Annotated in this window: 14 protein-coding genes, 1 tRNA gene and 3 pseudogenes; 13 read left to right on the plus strand and 5 right to left on the minus strand. The window is 64.6% G+C overall.

The annotated features are described in order from the left end of the window. The coding region (locus OWR21_RS05960; RefSeq protein WP_332394791.1) for an EamA family transporter at positions 1–701 on the minus strand (701 nt) is incomplete at its 3' end. Positions 702–853: 152 nt separating this feature from the next. Here OWR21_RS05960 and gcvA point away from each other — a divergent pair. The 3 genes from gcvA (at position 854) to OWR21_RS05975 (ending at position 2679) form a co-directional block, all read left to right on the plus strand. Next, entirely contained in the window at positions 854–1789 is a 936-nt protein-coding gene (gene gcvA / locus OWR21_RS05965; RefSeq protein WP_316889590.1) for a transcriptional regulator GcvA, read from the plus strand. A gap of 75 nt (positions 1790–1864) precedes the next feature. Then, a complete protein-coding gene (locus tag OWR21_RS05970; protein WP_147214665.1) occupies positions 1865–2269 on the plus strand; it encodes a YXWGXW repeat-containing protein in 405 nt (134 codons plus the stop codon). Positions 2270–2373: 104 nt separating this feature from the next. Beyond that, a complete protein-coding gene (locus OWR21_RS05975; protein WP_147214666.1) occupies positions 2374–2679 on the plus strand; it encodes a hypothetical protein in 306 nt (101 codons plus the stop codon). 7 nt (positions 2680–2686) lie between these two features. On the opposite strand, the pseudogene OWR21_RS05980 reads toward OWR21_RS05975, so the two are convergent. Then, positions 2687–3719, minus strand: a pseudogene (locus OWR21_RS05980) (extracellular catalytic domain type 1 short-chain-length polyhydroxyalkanoate depolymerase). Positions 3720–3999: 280 nt separating this feature from the next. On the opposite strand from OWR21_RS05980, the gene lysM reads away from it, so the two are divergent. From lysM to OWR21_RS06025, 9 genes are all read left to right on the plus strand, one after another. After that, positions 4000–4506 (plus strand): peptidoglycan-binding protein LysM, encoded by a 507-nt coding sequence (gene lysM, locus OWR21_RS05985; RefSeq protein ID WP_332394792.1) that lies wholly within the window; start codon positions 4000–4002, stop codon positions 4504–4506. A gap of 307 nt (positions 4507–4813) precedes the next feature. Next, positions 4814–5824 (plus strand): thiamine pyrophosphate-dependent dehydrogenase E1 component subunit alpha, encoded by a 1011-nt coding sequence (locus OWR21_RS05990; RefSeq protein WP_316873239.1) that lies wholly within the window; start codon positions 4814–4816, stop codon positions 5822–5824. A gap of 32 nt (positions 5825–5856) precedes the next feature. Further along, positions 5857–6930, plus strand: coding sequence for an alpha-ketoacid dehydrogenase subunit beta (locus OWR21_RS05995; protein ID WP_102066447.1), 1074 nt, complete (start codon positions 5857–5859; stop codon positions 6928–6930). After that, positions 6927–7178, plus strand: coding sequence for a lipoyl domain-containing protein (locus OWR21_RS06000; RefSeq protein WP_102066446.1), 252 nt, complete (start codon positions 6927–6929; stop codon positions 7176–7178). The genes OWR21_RS05995 and OWR21_RS06000 overlap by 4 nt, the downstream gene beginning before the upstream one ends. Further along, complete coding sequence (locus OWR21_RS06005; protein ID WP_147214670.1) at positions 7175–7885, plus strand: dihydrolipoamide acetyltransferase family protein; 711 nt, start codon at positions 7175–7177, stop codon at positions 7883–7885. Before OWR21_RS06000 ends, OWR21_RS06005 begins: the two co-directional genes overlap by 4 nt. Beyond that, complete coding sequence (locus OWR21_RS06010) at positions 7885–8667, plus strand: lipoate--protein ligase family protein (protein WP_316899473.1); 783 nt, start codon at positions 7885–7887, stop codon at positions 8665–8667. The genes OWR21_RS06005 and OWR21_RS06010 overlap by 1 nt, the downstream gene beginning before the upstream one ends. Positions 8668–8771: 104 nt before the next feature. Then, positions 8772–9314: a twin-arginine translocation signal domain-containing protein gene (locus OWR21_RS06015; protein ID WP_332394793.1), complete on the plus strand. Its 543-nt coding sequence runs from the start codon at positions 8772–8774 to the stop codon at positions 9312–9314. 31 nt (positions 9315–9345) lie between these two features. Further along, positions 9346–10926 (plus strand): GMC family oxidoreductase, encoded by a 1581-nt coding sequence (locus OWR21_RS06020; RefSeq protein WP_316873246.1) that lies wholly within the window; start codon positions 9346–9348, stop codon positions 10924–10926. Between the two features lie 154 nt (positions 10927–11080). Continuing rightward, entirely contained in the window at positions 11081–13036 is a 1956-nt protein-coding gene (locus OWR21_RS06025) for a sigma-54-dependent Fis family transcriptional regulator (RefSeq protein ID WP_332394794.1), read from the plus strand. A gap of 98 nt (positions 13037–13134) precedes the next feature. Here the strand turns inward: OWR21_RS06025 and OWR21_RS06030 are convergent. From OWR21_RS06030 to pepN, 3 genes and pseudogenes are all read right to left on the minus strand, one after another. Next, positions 13135–13210 (minus strand) — tRNA-Thr (locus tag OWR21_RS06030). Positions 13211–13286: 76 nt separating this feature from the next. Beyond that, positions 13287–14302 (minus strand): annotated as a pseudogene (locus tag OWR21_RS06035) (class 1 fructose-bisphosphatase). Positions 14303–14348: 46 nt separating this feature from the next. After that, a pseudogene (gene pepN / locus OWR21_RS06040) lies at positions 14349–17062 on the minus strand (aminopeptidase N). Between the two features lie 160 nt (positions 17063–17222). Here pepN and OWR21_RS06045 point away from each other — a divergent pair. After that, on the plus strand, positions 17223–17871 hold a 649-nt coding region (locus OWR21_RS06045), incomplete at its 3' end, for a DUF4136 domain-containing protein (protein WP_332394795.1).

A 17871-nucleotide genomic window follows, 5' to 3' on the forward strand; every position in this document is an offset into this window, starting at 1 on the left:
GCTGACACAGGCCCCATCGGCGCGAGCGTCACAGCCCAGATGACGATGCCGTAGGCGATGAGCGAGACCACGCCGCCGCCAAACGTCTTGAGCGTAGTGGCGTCGCGCACGTCGATGTTCAGCGGGCCCTTCCACATGCGATAGAGCAGCACCATCGGCAAGCTGTCGAGCATGAACAGCCAAGCCGAGTATGCATTTGCATTGCCTGCCGCCCGCGCGCCGATGCCGTCGCACACCGTGTAGCACGCGATGAATACGCCCGTGGTGAGGGCCGCCAGCGTCGAACCAAGATCGGCCTTGCGGCCGCGCGCGAGACTCAGAATGCCGCCACTCACCAGCACCACGCCCGCGAGTGCAATCGCGCCTGGCATTTCACCCGCGAAGAGCGACGCGCCCACCGTGACGAGCAGCGGCGATGAGCCGCGCGCGATCGGGTACACCTGTCCGAACTCGCCAAACCGATACGCCCGCGCCAGAAACACGTTGTAGCCGACGTGCAGCACCGCGGACAGCGCCACATAGGGCCATGCAGCCGGCGCCGGCAACGGCAATGCAATCGCCATCGGTATTGCGGCCACGCCCGAGGCCAGCGTCATCAGCGTGATGGCGCGCAGGCGGTCGGAGCCGCTTTTCAGCAACGCATTCCATGACGCGTGGAGCAGGGCGGCGCAGAGAACCAGGGCGATGACGGCGGGGGTCACGATGACGGGGTGCGCGGAGCGCGAAAGTGAAAATCGAGTTTTTCTCACTCGATGCTGAATCGGCGAGAGCAGGAAAGCGACAGCGTAGCGCCGTCAAGCATGATCAACAATCGATATATACTGACTCGATCTGTGCAAAAAATTCACGCGATATGCGCAAACTGCCCCCTCTGAATGCCGTGCGCGCCTTTGAATCGGCGGCGCGCCATCTGAGTTTTACGCGCGCAGGCGAAGAGCTGAACGTCACGCATGGCGCCATCAGCCGTCAGATCCAGGCGCTGGAGGCGTGGCTGGGTGTGGCGCTGTTTCGCAGGTTGAATCGGCGTGTTGAACTGACCGATGCGGGGCAGCGCTACTTGGCCGAGATTGGGGTGGCACTCGACCGCATCAGCACGGCCAGCCAGGCGCTGCGTGACCGCGACGCGGTGCGCATCCTCCGCGTGAACAGCATCCCGACGTTCACGATGCGGTGGCTGATTCCGCGGCTCTCCACATTTCAGATGCGTTTTCCGCGCGTGGAGGTGCGGCTGACCACGTCCATCGAAGAGATCGAAGACCTGCCCGATCATTTCGACGTGATCATCCGTGGCGGGCCGGAAATTCACGCGGGATTCCAATCGGGGCGCTTTCTGGACGAGAGCCGCTTTCCGGTGTGCAGCCCGATGTTGCTCGAACGCTTGCCGTTGTCGACGCCATCTGACTTGCGGCATCACACGCTGCTGCATTCGGACACGCTGCCTTCGGTGTGGCCCAGCTGGCTGGTGCTGGCGGGGGTGCCGAACCTGCGGCCCGCGCATGCGCTCACGTTCGAGCATTTCTATCTGTCGATCCAAGCTGCCATTGATGGGCTGGGTGTCGCGATGGGGCCATCGGCGCTCGTCACGGAGGATCTTGAGGAGGGGCGCCTCGTCGCGCCGTTTCCGGACCTTTCACTGGTCGCGCGCAGCTATTACTGGTACAGCCCGGCGCGCAATCTCGGTGACGAAGTGGTGCAGGCATTTTGTGCGTGGCTGGGCGAGGAACGGCCGCAACGTCACGCAAACGTGAACACATTTCCGGCTTCCGGTAACGGAGGTAACGCCGCGTAACACCCTAGAGGCGCGGGCGAAACCCGGTGCTACGATCCACTCAAGTTCGATGGGTTTGAAAAGGAGGTCCCCAATATGAAGAAGAACGCATGGATTCTCGCTGCATGCCTGGCCGCGGCCGGTGTGGCAGGCTCGATCGCCTTGCCGGCGCAGGCGCAGGTGTCGATTGGTGTCCAGATTGGCCCGACCTACGCGCCGCCGCCGCCTCAGTATGAGCCCGTGCCGGTCTTGCAGCCGGGCTACGTCTGGGTGCCGGGTTACTGGCAATGGCGTGACGGCCGCTACGTCTGGCGTCGCGGCTATCGCGAACACGGCCGACCGGGTTACCACTGGCGCGAGCCGCGCTGGGAGCAGGGGCCGCACGGCTGGCAAATGCGTGACGGCGGCTGGGACCGCGGTGACGACGGCCGCTGGCGCGGTCGTGATCGCGATGACCGCTATCACTGCCCCCCGGGCCACGCGCGCAAGGGCGAATGTTGATGATGCAACGACAGGCCGGTCATGTACCGGCCTGTTTTTTGCAGGCAGTTCTGTCGACGCCGTAATCGCCGGAGGAGCGGCAGCGGCGCCCTTCGGGAGGCAACATGACAATGGAATCGAATTGGCGCACCGAGCTGTACAAGGACTTCGACGTCTATGTACTGGCCATTCCGCGTGCCGAGCGCAAATCGGAAAGGAGCGGGCAGGGACCCGCGCAGTGGGATTTTGTCGTGCGTATCTGCGAGTCGGGCGCAGACCCAACCGCGGTCGAAACTCTCGTCGCCCATTCGCATGACGAGCGTCCGCTGCCCACGCGTGAAGCCGCTGAAGATGCCGGGCTTACGCGCGGCTATGGCTTGATCGATGAATTGCTGGGGCGGAACCCCGTCCAGCAGTCGATCGATCTCTGACGCGCACTTACGCGGCCAGCGCTGCGTCGCGAACGTGCCGGCGCGCGAATTGCCACCACAGCCACGTCGAGTCTGGCCCCGGCGCGTGGAAGGCGTAGCGCGGGTCACCGCCGCTCCAGGCGTGGCCCATCGTGGTGAGTTGGCACAGGCTGACGATGCATTCGCCGTCGCGCATGTCGTTGCGCAGGACATAACCCTCGCCGCGCGCGGTTTCGCGTGAGACGTTGCCCCCATCGCCGAGATGATTCAGCGCGCGGAACTGCGCGGCCAGCTGCGCCTGGTTGGCGGGGTTGACGGCCTCGTCGCGCAGGCCGTGCAACAGCATCGTCGGCATGCCGGGGTAGGCGGCCACGTTCACCACGCTGGAGAGCGCCTCGACGGCGTCGACGCGTGCTCCGCGGCGCATCAGGTTCAACGCAGACGCCGGCGAGCGCGCCACGCCCAGCGCCGGGCCTGAATGCAGCGCCAATGCGGCGAACAGCTTCGGATGACGCAATGCGATCAGGCCAGCCAATCCGGCGCCGGCTGACAAGCCTGCCAGATACACGCGTGAAGGATCGGCGCCAGTCTGTTCCAGGGTTTGCTCGATCAGTTGGGCAATGCCGTCTGCCTCGCGGGCGCCAGCGTGCTCGGGGTCATACCAGTGCCAGCAGCATTGCGGATGCGCGCGGCGCGGCTGCTCCGGGTACAGGACGATAAAGCCCTCGCGATCTGCCAGTGCATTCATGCGCGTGCCGTGTGCCAGCACTTCTGCCGATTGCTTGCAGCCATGCAGCATCACCATCAGCGCGGGGCTTGCTGCCGCGCGTGGGCGGTGTGTACAGCCAGTATTCCGGCCGGCGTGCCACCACGACCGGCGACTCCGGTTCGTAGATGAACTGCTCGCGGACGAAGGTGCCCTGGGTGGGCGTCGGACGCACGCGGCGTGGGCTCTCCCTGCGGGCGGTCGGCTTGAGCGGCTTGACGGGTTTGGGCGGCCACGACTGGCGGCCAAAGCCCGGGGTGGTCAGGGCGTCGACCAGCCGGGTGATGGATTTCATCCAATTACGGTGCATGGCGGCGGCAAAGAGGCTCGGATGGGGACGATGGTGCCCGTGCATTCCGAGAGGTCGCAAGTGGTTTCGGTTTTGGTAAGACAGTGTGCCAGTGATTTTGTTGCGACGCAGCATTCGAAGTGGGCGAAGCGCCTCATGGCCGCCCGGTCGGGGTCGAAAGTTTGCAATTGCACGCGACTGTCATGGAGACACCGTTGGTGAGCGGCTACACTGCCGCGGCGGGGCGGGCCTCGCAGGGCTCGCCTTTCGGCTTTCCCGTTCCCCGTTGTGTACTTATGGAGGTCGTTATGGGTTTTTTGACTTCATCAAAGAGGCTGGCGAGAAGCTGTTCCACGGCAGCGCCGCAGCCGCCCCGGCCGATGCGTCGGCGGATGCCGGTGCCGCCAAGGCAGCCGACGATGCCAAGGGCCAAGCCATTCAGGACTACATCGCGAAGCAGGGCCTGAGTGCCACGGCGCTGTCAGTGCAGGTGGAGGGCGACGCCGCCAAGGTGTTTGGCGTGGCGCCCGACCAAGCCACGCGCGAGAAGATCATCCTGTGCTGCGGCAACGTCGAAGGCATCAAGTCGGTCGATGACCAGATGTCGGTCAACACCGAGTCGCAAGAATCGCAATGGCACACCGTGGAGCGCGGCGATACGCTGTCGGCCATCGCCAAGAAGTTTTACGGCGATGCCAACAAGTACCCAGCCATCTTCGAGGCCAACAAGCCGATGCTGTCGAATCCGGACAAGATTTATCCGGGGCAGAAGCTGCGTATTCCGGCGGCGTGAACTGGCTGGCGGTTGCATCAAGACAGAGGGCCTTCGGGCCCTTTTTCTTTTGCCGGCGCAGGACGGTTGAGCGAGACACCTGTCGCATTCGCTGCGACGTCTGTCTCGCCCCGATGGTCTTTAACGAGACGACTTCAGGTGCGCCGCAAGCGCGGGTCGCATGACGGCAATCCCTTGCCACTAAAGGCTCTGCGCGCTTTCTCGATGCACGCGAGCCGCTTGCGCTTGCAGCTGGCACCCCTCTTGCAATTCCCGGTCAGCCGGCCCAGCAGCCGGACACCGATACGAGAGCAAGAGGAGACTTTGCATGGACCCCACACCGCAACATCTTCTGTGGATGTACGAGAAGATGATCGAGATTCGCCAGTACGAAGAGGCCATGGCGAAGGTCTATCTGGAAGGCAAGTTGCCGCCGAAAATCCAGAAGGGCCTGGCCTTTGATATTGGCGCCGGGCCAGTGCCTGGCGAGATGCATCTGTCGGCGGGGCAGGAACCGGTGGCGGTGGGCGTGTGTGCGCATCTGCGGCCGGAAGACACCGTGGTTGGCCCGCACCGCGCCCACCATTTCGCCATCTCCAAGGGCGTGCCCCTGAATGAAATGACCGCCGAGATCTTCGGCAAGGCAACGGGGCTCGGCCGCGGCAAGGGCGGCCACATGCACCTGTTTCACCCGGAGACGAAGTTCTCGTGCAGCGGCATCGTCGGCGCGAGCATGCCGCAAGCCTGCGGCGCGGCGCTCGCAGCGCGCAAGCTGAATAAGGACTGGGTGGCCATTGCGGTGTTTGGCGAGGGCGCGGCCAATCAGGGCGCGTTCCATGAGTCGTTGAATCTGGCGGCGCTGTGGAAGCTGCCTGTCGTCTTCATCTGCGAAGACAACAAGTACGGCATCTCGGTCGAGAAGGCCGATTCGACCTCCGTGCCTTCCAACGATGTACGTGCTGCCGGCTATGGCATGCCCGGCGTGCTGGTGGACCGCAACGACGCCGTGGCCGTCTATTACGCGGCCGGCGAGGCCATCGCCCGCGCGCGACGCGGCGAGGGGCCGACGCTCATCGAGGTCAAGACCGATCGCTACCTCGGCCACTTCCAGGGCGACCCGGAAACGTACCGCCCGAAGGACGAGGCCAAGCACCTGCGCGAGGCCGATCCCATCAACCTCCTTGGCAACAGTCTGCGGGCTTCGGGGCTGCTCGACGACAACGCCGACAGCGCGCTGCGGGCCGCCATCTCGGCACGCATTGACGCGGCCTACGACTTCGGCCGCAACAGCCCGTATCCGGAACCCGGCGAAGCGCTGGATCACGTTTTCGTTCATTAAGCAGCCCCTGCGGCCATCACAGGAGACTCACCATGCAAGCCTCACAAGGCGCGGCGCAGGGCGCGCGCACTCTCACCATGGCGCAGGCCATTTCCGAAGCCATCGGTCAGGAAATGGAGCGCGACCCGCGTGTCTTCGTCATGGGCGAAGACATCGGCAAGTACGGCGGCATTTTCAGCGCCACCACCGGGTTGCTCGACCGCTTCGGGCCGGATCGCATCATGGACACGCCGATTTCAGAGACGGCCTTCATCGGCGCGGCACTCGGCGCAGCAGCGGAAGGATTGCGTCCCATCGCCGAGCTGATGTTCGTGGATTTCTTCGGGGTGTGCTTCGACCAGATCTACAACCACCTGGCGAAGAACACCTACATGTCCGGCGGCCGTGTCGCGCTGCCCGCCGTCATCACGACCGGCATCGGCGGGGGCTACAACGATGCGGCCCAGCACTCGCAATGCCTGTATGCCAGCTTTGCCCACATGCCCGGCATGAAGGTGGTCGTACCGTCCAACGCGTACGACGCCAAGGGCCTGATGACCCAGGCCATCCGCGACGACAACCCCGTCATCTTCTGCTACCACAAGGGCATCATGGGCCTGTCGTGGATGTCCTACTTCGAGGGCAGCACGAACGCGGTTCCCGAAGAGGCCTACACGATCCCGTTCGGACAGGCCCGTGTGGCGCGCGAAGGCCGCGACGTGACCATCGTCACGCTCTCGCAGATGGTGCAGAAGTCGTTGCTGGCGGCCGAGCAGCTCGCCGCCGAGGGCATCGATGTCGAGGTGATCGACCTGCGCACCATCGTGCCGCTCGACCGCCAGGCGGTACTCCGCTCGGTGGCCAAGACGGGCCGTCTGCTGGTGGCCGACGAGGACTACCTCAGCTTCGGCCTGTCAGGCGAGATTGCCGCCATCGTGGCGGAGAACCTCGACACCGTGGCATTGCGCGCGCCCGTGCGGCGGCTGGCGGTGCCCGACGTGCCCATTCCGTACTCGCGACCGCTCGAGCAGTTCGTCATTCCGCAGGTCGACAGCATCGTCACCCAGGTGCGCGCACTCGTGCAGCACCAACCGGCTTTCCATTCACTCAAGCGAGAAGCAGCATGATCGACGTACTGATGTCTGACGCCGCCTGGCAGGACGTGGAAGAGGGCACCGAGGCCCTGTTGCAGGATTGGCTCGTCAAGCCCGGTGATGCGGTGAGCGCGGGGCAGGCCCTGGCGGTGGTCGAGCTGGTCAAGACCACGCACGAGGTGGCGGCTCCGGCCGATGGCGTTGTCGCCGCACTGGAGGTCGCGGCCCAGGACACCTTCGGGCGCGGCGCGGTGCTGGCGCGGCTGGAGCCGAAAGCATGAACCAAGCCGTCGCTTTCGTGCCCGATGCCGGCGAGCGTCGTGTCGTGCCGCTCGCGGGCATGCGCGGTGCCATCGCCCGCACCATGAGCGCTGCCTGGCAGGTGCCGCGCGTGGCGCAGTCGATCGAGGTGGATGCCACCCGGTTGGAAGCCGCCGTGCAGGCACTGCAGCAGCAGCTCGGGCCGCAGTGCAAGGTCACGCTGACGGCCTTCGTGCTGCGTGCGGTGGCATTGACACTGCGCGAGCATCCACGCCTGAATGCCCGCGCGCTCGAGAAAGAAATCGAGTTGATGCCCGACGTCAACATCGGCTTGGCCGTCAGCCTGGATGAAGGGCTGATGGTGCCGGTGCTGCGCAATGTCGACGCGCAGTCAGTGGCCGACATTGCCGCCGAAAGCCGCCGCCTGGCTGCAGGAGCCCGCGCTGGCACGTTGTCCGCCGGCAGCTATCAGCACGGCACCTTCACCGTGACCAACCTCGGCATGACGGGCATCGACAGCTTCACGCCCATCATCAACGTGCCGCAGGTGGCCATCCTCGGTGTGACGCGTGTTGCCAAGCGGGCGGTGGTCAAGGGCGACAGCATCGTGGTCGCGCCAATGATGGGCCTGCATCTGATCTTCGATCACCGCGCTGTGGACGGTTACCCGGCCGCACGCTTCCTGACCGATCTGAAGGTGCGGCTGGAAACCGTTGAAGGTCTGTGATGCTGACCGCCGCCTTCCTCTCCGATGGAATTCATTGCGCAGACGAGCAGGACTGGAACCGCGCGCAGCTTGCGCAACCGGTCCTGCGGCCAGCGGTGCGGCTGTGGACGTATGCGGGCCCCGGTGTCGTGCTCGGTCGTGCGCAGGCGGCCTTGCATCCGGGCATGGCAGGCGGCGCCACGCCGGTGGTCGTGCGCGACGCTGGCGGCGGCGCGGTGCTGGCCGGGCCCTGGATGTTGTCGGCATCGATCGTGCTGCCCGCCGATCATCCGCTCGTCGCGGGGACCGGCACGGTGTCGAGCTACCGGTGGCTGGGCGTGCTGCACGCAGGGCTGTTGCGAGACCTCGGCATTCCGGCCTATGCAGTGCCGCCGGAGGAAGTGCGGTTAGCATCGCCGGCCCCGTCGCTCAAGTGGGCCTGCTTCGGCTCGCTGTCGCCGTGGGAAGTGGTGGTCGGGCATCGCAAGATCGTCGGTCTCGCGCAGGTACGGCGCCGCACGGGCGTGCTGCTGACGTGCGGCACGCTCGTCTCGCCGCCGGACTGGCCGCTGCTGTGCACGGCTTTGGGAGCGAATCCGGCGCAGGCGGAGCGCCTGCAAGCGTGTACGACGTCCTGTACCGAGCAGTTGGGCGCGCCGCTATTGGCCACCGTACTGGCCGAAGGACTGCACCACATGCTGGTCGATGTGCTTGGCGAGCACGATCTCACAAATGAACCCCGTCATTCCCACGGCGCGCCATATGCGTCGCAGGTGTCCCGGACCGCCGCGGCGGGACCATGAGCCGCCAGGCAACGTTGTGCATTTCAACAAGATAAGGCGCGCGCGGTGCACGCCCGATAACGGAGGCAACCAACATGAAACCCACGCCAACCGCTGGCCCTGCCATGCGCGTTTTGGACAAGCAACCCAAGGTGTCGCGACGCGGCTTTCTGCGCGGCAGCGGCCTGGCCGCCATCAGCGTCACGGTCGTGCCGTCGGCCATGGCGGTCACCAAGGACGTCGTGGTCGAGCACAGCTTTCCCCTGCTGGGCACCGCCACCGGCAGGACGCTGGTGCGCATGGCGCGCGACATCTATCCGCACGACAAGTTGGCCGACAAGTTCTACGTGGAGGCCGTGGCGCCCTATGACGCGGCGGCAGGCAAGGATTCGACAGTGAAGACGCTGCTGATCAACGGCGTGCACGACCTGGACCAACGCGCCAGGCAGCGTTATGGCGTGCCGTACGTCCAGGTGAAGACCGAGAACGAGCGTGTGGCGCTGCTCAAGGACATCGAGTCCACGCCCTTCTTCAAGAAGGTCCAGGGCGATCTGGTTACCGGTCTCTACAACAACAAGAAGCTATGGCCCCTGTTCGGCTACGAGGGCTCGTCGTGGCAGAAGGGCGGCTATCTGCACCGCGGCTTCGATGACATCGACTGGCTCTGAGCGCCGGCGCATAAAAACGGAGACAACCATCATGACGGATCAGGCAAAGTTTTCCCTCGACGACGATAGCGTTGTCGTGATCGTCGGTTCGGGCGCGGGCGGCGGCACGCTCGCCAACGAGCTGGCGCAGCGCGGTGTCAAATGCGTGGTGCTGGAAGCCGGAAAGCACTACACGCAGGCCGATTTCGAGAACGACGAATGGGCCATGTTCAACAAGATCTCGTGGCTCGACAAACGCATCTCGGCGGGCGGTTGGCACCACACCAAGACGTATCCAAACCTGCCTGCCTGGATCGTGAAGGGCGTGGGCGGGTCTACGGTGCACTGGTCCGGCGTGGCATTGCGCTTTCAGGAGCATGACTTCCACACCAAAACGACGTACGGCGCAATCCAGGGGGCCAATGTGCTGGATTGGCCGATCACGCTGTCCGAACTTGAACCGTATTACGAACTGGCCGAGAAGAAGATGGGCGTGTGCGGCACCAAGGCCAGCGGCCTGCCGCCCATGCCGCCAAACAACCACTACAAGGTGATCGAAGCAGGCGCAAGAAAGGTGGGCTACAAGCACATCGTCCGCCCCGCCGCGTCGAACTCCGAACCGTATGACGGCCGCCCCGGTTGCATGCAGATCGGCTTTTGCATGCAGGGCTGCAAGATCGGCGCGAAATGGTCGACGCTCTACACCGAAGTGCCGCGTGCCCAGGCCACCGGCAATGTCGAACTGCGGCCCGAATCGATGGTGCTGCAGATCCAGCATGACAAGCAGGGCCGCGCCAATGGTGTGCTCTATGTCGACAACAAGGGCCGCAAGCAGCTGCAGAAGGCACGGGTGGTCTGTGTGGCGGGCAATTCCATCGAGTCGCCGCGTCTGTTGCTGAACTCCGCGTCGAGCATGTTCCCCAACGGGCTCGCGAATTCGTCGGGGCAGGTGGGCAAGAACTACATGAACCACGCCACGGCAGCGGCGGTGTCCATCCACAAGAAGCCGGTCTACATGTATCGCGGCTTCGACATTGCGGCGGTAGTGGCCGATGAGGTGCCGCTCAATACCAAGCGCGGGTTTGTCGGCGGCTATTACCTCGAAGGTCTGGCCATTCACCTGCCGTATACGGCCGCGTTCATGAAGCCGGGCGGCTGGGGGCGCGATTTCACCTCGGCCATGGAAATGTACGACCACATGAGCTGCGTCTGGGTCTGCGGTGAAGACCTCGCGCGCGAGCAGAACAGCATCACCCTGCATCCCACCGAGAAAGACCAGTACGGTCTGCCGATTCCCATCGTTACCAAGACCTATCACGAGAACGACGAAAAAATCACCGCGCACGGCCTGGTGCAGTGGCGCAAGGTGTCCGAGGCGGTGGGCGCGACGCGGGTGATCGACATGCCTGCCTATCCGGCCAGCCACAACATGGGCACCAACCGCATGAGCGCGAAGGCCAGCGACGGCGTGGTCAACCGCTGGGGACAGGCACACGATGTGAAGAACCTGTTCATCTCCGACGGCAGCCAGTTCACGTCGAGTTCGGCGGCCAACCCCACGCTCACCATCGTGGCCCTGGCGATCCGGCAGGCCGAATACATTGCCGGGGCATTGAACCGCAGGGAGATCTGAGCCAGCGAGCCCGGTTGCCTGTGCAGCGTCGCTACGTTGCGGCAACCGGGTAAATCGATTAGCGTAGAACCGCATCCGCCCTCGCTCCAAAGGCCGACAAAGACCGGCGGCGCGGGCATCGCACCCTTCAAATGCGGCGGCTAAGGAGACAGTCGTGCAGCAAAAAGCACACCGCGCACATATCGAGCGGCTGCTCGCCTTCTCGCAGCAGCCGGGCGAGGCGCAAGGCGTCATCGAGCGCTCATGGCGGCGCTGCCTGGACGACTACGGTCGCGACCCCAGCCGACCCACACCCGCCTACATCGTCGAGGCGCAGCGCCTGCGCGAACACAAGGACCAGATCGAGGACTTCCTGAGCGTCGCGCGTACCGGCATGGAGCAGCTCTATAAGCGCGTCTCCGGCCTCGACTACGTGCTGCTGCTGACCGACGCCTACGGCGTCACAGTGGACTTCATCGGCAACGACAACCTCGACCGCGAACTGAAACGTTCTGGCCTGTACCTGGGCGCGGATTGGAGCGAGTCGCGCGCCGGCACCTGTGCGGTCGGCACCTGCATCGTCGAGCAGGCCCCGGTGACGTGTCATCAGACCGATCATTTCGACGCTTGCCACATCACGCTTACCTGCAACAGCGCGCCGCTGTTTGACCCGACTGGCAACTTCCTCGGCGTGCTCGATGTGTCTGCACTGAGTGCGCCTGCCCCGCGTGAAGGGCAGCACCTCGCGCTGCAGATGACCACCATGTACGCGCAGAAGATCGAAGACGCGAACTTCCTGCGCTATTTCCGCGATCAATGGATCCTGCGGTTGGGGTCAACATGGTCGCTGGTGGATGTGGACAGCGAAATCATGGTCGCCTTCGACGCCGACGGCGTGATTCGCGGCATCAACAGCGGCGGCCGGCGCAAGCTGCGGCTTGAGGGCGATCCGCACGCCGATGTGCGTGGCCACCTCCTGACCGAAGTGTTTCGCGAAAACATGAGCGAGCTGTGGCGCATCGCCCGGGCTGGCACGTCATCCGAGCGTACGGCGATTCGGATGTTCGATCACGGGCTGTATTACGCGACGGGGATTCCGCCGCGCGGCGCGCCCGGCAAGCCGTCTATGCCGTCTGCGGCGGCAGCTCAGCCGGTGTTGCCCAGCCCCGAGGCCAGTGCCGCCCTGGAGGCGCTCGGCGCCGACGACCCGCAGATGCAGCGGCTGATCCTGCAGGCCAAGCGTCTGGCCAACAAGCCGCTCAACATCCTGGTACAAGGCGAGACCGGCACCGGAAAGGAAGTCCTGGCCAAGGCGCTGCACACCGCGAGCGAGCGTCGCAGCAAAGCGTTCGTTGCGGTCAATTGCGCGGCCATTCCCGAGTCGCTCATCGAGAGCGAACTGTTCGGCTACACGCCGGGCACCTTCACCGGCGCCCGCAGCAAGGGCATGCGCGGCCTGATCGCCCAATCGGACGGCGGCACGCTGTTTCTCGACGAGATTGGCGACATGCCGCTGCATCTGCAGAGCCGGCTGTTGCGTGTGCTGTCCGAACGCGAGGTGATGCCGCTGGGTTCGGAAAAGCCCACGCCGGTTGACCTGCGCGTAATTGCCGCCTCCCACCGTGACCTGCGCCAGCTCATTGCCGAGCAGCGGTTCCGTGAGGATCTCTACTACCGGCTGTGCGGTGCAACGCTGCACCTTCCGACGCTGCGCGAGCGTTGCGACAAGGACTACCTGATCGCCCGCATCGTCGAAGAAGAAGCGCGCCAGCTCGACATGCACGCGCAACTCGCGCCGGCTGCGCTGGCGGTGCTGCGCAGCTACCCGTGGCAGGGCAATGTCCGGCAGTTGCGCAACGTGCTGCGCTTTGCGCTGGCCATGAGCGACGACGGCCTGATCGATGTCGACGCGTTGCCGCCGGAGGTTCTTGAAAGCACGACGGACGCTGCGGCTGCCGCAGCTTCAGTCGCGGCCGATGCCGCACCGGACAACGAGCGGGAAATCCTGCTGGCTGCGTTGCGCCGGAACAAATGGCGCATCACCCACGTTGCGCACGAGCTTGGCATCGCGCGCGCGACGGTCTATCGCCAGATGGAACGGTTCGGGATTGTTTCGCCGAATCAGCAATAGGCTGGGCGGACAAGAGGCAGAAGGGTGCCGGGAGACCATCGGGGATGGCGGAAATGCAAAAAGGGTTACAGGCAGAACCTGTAACCCTTTTTTTATTCTGGTGCCGCTGACCGGAATCGAACTGGTGACCTTCGCATTACGAATGCGCTGCTCTACCGACTGAGCTACAGCGGCGTCGGAAACAGCGATTCTAACAGAACTTTTTATCGCTCTGCAAGAACCGCGGCAACAACAGTCTTACATGGCGTCGTCAGGCCGTCTTTTTGGCTTCGAGGTGATATTGCGTGACGCGATCCACCTCGTTTTTCGACCCGAGGACGACCGCCACACGCTGGTGCAGCTGTTCGGGCTGGATATCCAGAATGCGTTGCTCGCCGTTGGTGGCTGCGCCGCCAGCCTGTTCCACCAGGAAGGCCATCGGGTTGGCTTCGTACATCAGGCGAAGCTTGCCGGCCTTGCCCGGCTCGCGCTTGTCCCACGGATACATGAAGATGCCGCCGCGCGTGAGGATGCGATGCACGTCAGCCACCATCGAGGCGATCCAGCGCATGTTGAAATCCTTGCCGCGCGGGCCTTCGGTGCCGGCCAGGCATTCGTCGATGTAGCGGCGCACGGGCGGGGCCCAGTGGCGCATGTTCGACATGTTGATGGCGAATTCCTTGGTATCGACCGGAATCTTCACGTCGCGGTGGGTCAGCACGAAGCTGCCGACTTCGCGGTCGAGCGTGAACATGTGCACGCCGTTGCCGACGGTCAGTACCAGCGTGGTCTGCGGGCCGTACACGGCATAGCCGGCAGCGACCTGCTTGACGCCGGGCTGCATGAAATCGGCTTCCGTCACGGCCTCGCCGGCCTTGGGCATGTGCAGTACCGAGAAGATCGTGCCAATCGACACGTTCACGTCGATGTTGGACGAGCCGTCGAGCGGATCGAACAGCAGCAGGTATTCGCCCTTCGGATAGCGGTGCGGAATCTCGTAGAACGATTCCATCTCTTCCGAGGCCATGGCGGCCAGGTTGCCGCCGTACTCGTTCGCTTCGAGCAGGACTTCGTTGGCGATCACGTCCAGCTTCTGCTGGGTTTCGCCTTGCACGTTGCCGGTGCCGGCCGAGCCGAGCACGCCGGCAAGGGCCCCTTGTTGACGCTGTGCGAGATCGCCTTGCAGGCGCGCGCCACGACTTCGAGCAGCAGGCGCAGCTCGGCCGGGATGGTGTTGTGCTCGCGCTGCTCTTCGATCAGGTAGCGGGTGAGGTTGATGCGCTTCATGGGTTCTCCTGAGACGGGCGCGATTTTACGATACAAGCGGTGACATTCAGGCCAGCGCCTTGCCGACGATCTCGCGCACGTCGCGCGAGAGGCTCGGATGTGCCGCCACGCGCTTGAGCGCGTCCTGCATGGCGTCGCGCAGCGTGGGCACGTACTTGCGCCAGCGGTCCAGCGCGCGTGCCAGGCGGGCAGAGACCTGCGGGTTGATGGCGTCGAGCGCGAGCACCTGCTCGGCCCAGAACGCATAGCCGGAACCATCGGCGGCATGGAATTGCGCGGGGTTGCCGGAGCAGAAGCTGAAGATGAGCGAACGCGCCCGGTTCGGGTTGCGCAGCGTGAAGGCGGGATGGGCCATCAGCGCGCGCACGGTGGCGAGCGTCGGCTTGCCTGCGGCGCCGGGCTGCATGGCCTGCAGCGAGAACCATTTGTCGATGACGAGGGCGTCGTCGGCAAAGCGCGTGTAGAAATCGGCCAGTGCGGCTTCGCGGCCGGGGGCGTAGCTGTTGACCATCGCCGAGAGGGCGCCCATGCGGTCGGTCATGTTGGTGGCGCCGGCATATTGCTGTTCGGCCAGGGCCAGCGCCTCGGAGGCTTCGGTTTCCACCAGATAGCCGAGGGCGATGTTCTTGAGGGCGCGCTTGCCTGCAGATACCGCATCGGGCGAGTAGGGCCCCTCGGTCTGGTTGTCCTGATAGGCACGCAGCAACTCTGCGTTGAGCTTCTCTGCCAGCGTGCGGCGCAGCGTGCGGCGTGCGGTGTGAATGGCGGCCGGGTCTGCCACGTCCATGCGCTCGGCCAGGTAACTTTCGGCGGGGAGGATCAGCATCTGCTCGCGGAAGGCTGGATCAAGCGACGTGTCGGCGACCACGGCACGCAGGGCTTCGACCAACGCTGGGTCGACCGCCGGTGCGCGGCCGTGCTGGATGTCCGCAACCATGCGCAGCAGGGTGTCGGTGGCCAGGCGCTGGCCGGCTTCCCAGCGGTTGAACGGGTCGGAATCGTGCGCGAGCTGGAATGTGAGCTGCTCCGTCGTATAACCGTATTCGACGATCACCGGCGCCGAGAAATTGCGAAGCAGCGAGGGCAACGGCGCTTCGGCCACATCTTCGAAGACGAAGGTCTGCTTGGTTTCGGTGAAGTCCAGCACGCGCGTGGTCACCGGCGAGGGCGATGCGGCCTCGCCACGCAAACGCAGCGGCAAGTCGCGGCCGTTCTTGTCGATCAGGCCGATCGCAAACGGAATGTGGAACGGTTGCTTCTGGATGCCGCTGTTGACTTCGATGCCGACCGGCTCGCAACGCTGGCGCAGCGTGAGCGTGTAGGTATGCGTGGCGGCATCGTGGTGGCCTTCGACTGCCACGACCGGCGTGCCGGCCTGGCTGTACCAGCGGCCGAATTGCGTGAGGTCGCGGCCGTTGGCATCGGCCATGGCGGCGCGGAAATCGTCGCAGGTGACGGCATGGCCGTCGTGACGCTGGAAGTACAGGTCCATGCCCTTGCGGAAACCGTCGCGGCCGAGCAGCGTCTGGTACATGCGCACGACTTCCGCGCCTTTTCGTACACCGTGACGGTGTAGAAGTTGTTGATTTCTTCGTAGCTGTCGGGGCGCACCGGGTGGGCCATCGGGCCGGCATCTTCCGGAAACTGCGCCTGGCGCAGCACACGCACGTCTTCGATGCGCTTGACGGCTCGGGCGCTGGCAGCCGCGGCTTCATTGCCGGCTTGCGCGGCCGCTTGTGCCGCCATATCGGCGGAGAATTCCTGATCGCGGAACACCGTCAGGCCTTCCTTGAGGCTCAGCTGGAACCAGTCGCGGCAGGTGACGCGGTTGCCCGTCCAGTTGTGGAAGTATTCGTGGCCGACCACCGATTCGATGTTGGCGAAATCCACGTCGGTGGCCGTCTCCGCATTGGCCAGCACGTACTTCGTGTTGAAGATGTTCAGGCCCTTGTTCTCCATCGCACCCATGTTGAAGTCGCCCACGGCGACGATCATGAAGCGGTCGAGATCGAGCTCCAGGCCGAAGCGGCGTTCGTCCCAGTGGATGGAGTGGATGAGCGAATCCATCGCGTGGCGCGTCTTGCCCAGATCTTGAGCTTCCACCCACACCTGCAGCAGCTTCTCTTTGCCCGAAGCCGACTGGATGCGTTCTTCAATGCATTCGAGCTTGCCGGCCACCAGCGCGAACAGGTACGACGGTTTCTTGAACGGGTCGTGCCACACCGCTTCGTGCCGTCCGTCCGGCAGGTCGCGCTCCGACACGAGGTTGCCGTTGGACAGGAGCACCGGGTAATCCGCTTTCGATGCGCGCAGCGTGACGGTGTAGACCGTCATTACGTCCGGGCGGTCAAGGAAGTAGGTGATCTTGCGGAAGCCCTCTGCCTCGCACTGCGTGAAGAAGTTGCCGTTGGAAACGTACAGGCCCATCAGCGACGAGTTGGCGGCGGGATTGCAGTACGTGGTGAGTTCCAGCGTGAAGCTGGCGCCAACATCGGCCGGCACGGCATCGATGGTGAGCGTGTCGCCGGAGGCCTGCAGGCCGGATAGCGCCTTGCCGTCGACCGTTGCGCCCGCCAGCTCCAGCCCTTCACCCGCCAGCACGAGCGGCTTGCCGGCATCCGTGCGCGTCATGCGCATGCGGTTGACGACACGGGTGCGCTCGGGCACGAGATCGATCTCCAGGGCCACTTCGTCAATGCGGAAAGCGGGCGCGGTGTAGTCCTTGCGGTAAATCGTGACGGCGGTATCGGTGCGCAACATCGGTAACATCCTTATCTGCGTTGTCTGCGGTCGCAAAAGGCCATTGTACTCAGGCGCTTGGCGGGAATCTTCCGCGGCAGGCGTCACTCTGAGTAACAGCCGCGGGTGGCCTGTTTCCCGGCGCGCGACCATCTGTCTGATTGAGAGTAGGGGATTTTCTATGTGGAAATGGATCAAGTCATCGGGCGTCTGGCCGATGGCCGGCGCGTTGATGGCGGCCAGCCTCCTGGCGGGCTGTGCGAGCACGGTCACCAGTCAGGTGACGGCGTTCCGGCAGCCCGGCTGGACCGACACCCCGCCGCGCACCTATGCCTTCGAACGCACCGCAACGCAGCAAAATGACCTGGAACGCCAGACTTACGAGGCCTGGACATCAGACCAGCTGGCCGCTCACGGCTTCACGAGCGTGCCGCGTGCCAGCGCGCGCTATGTGGTCCGCCTGGATTATTCGACCGCCACGCGACTCGTGCAGGTACGCCAGCCCGTGTATCCCGATCCGTACTGGGGGCCCGGGCCTTGGGGGCCGTGGCGCAGTCCTTGGGGGCCCTGGGGCCCGTGGGGACCGCAATACGTAGAGACCAACGTGCAGGTGCCGTTCTATGCCTATCACGTGGAAATTGACGAGGCAGCCACCGGCAAGCGGGTTTATCAGGTGACCGCGCAAACGCAGGGTGGGGATGGCTCGCTGGCGGCTGTGATGCCGTATCTGGTACGCAGCGCCTTTGCCAATTTCCCGGCGCCGAATGCGCAGCCCATCCTCGTGGAGCTGCCGCTTGATCCATCGGTGAAACCGGCAGCGAAACCCGCAT

The sequence above is a fragment of the Ralstonia sp. 1B3 genome (genome assembly GCF_036631435.1).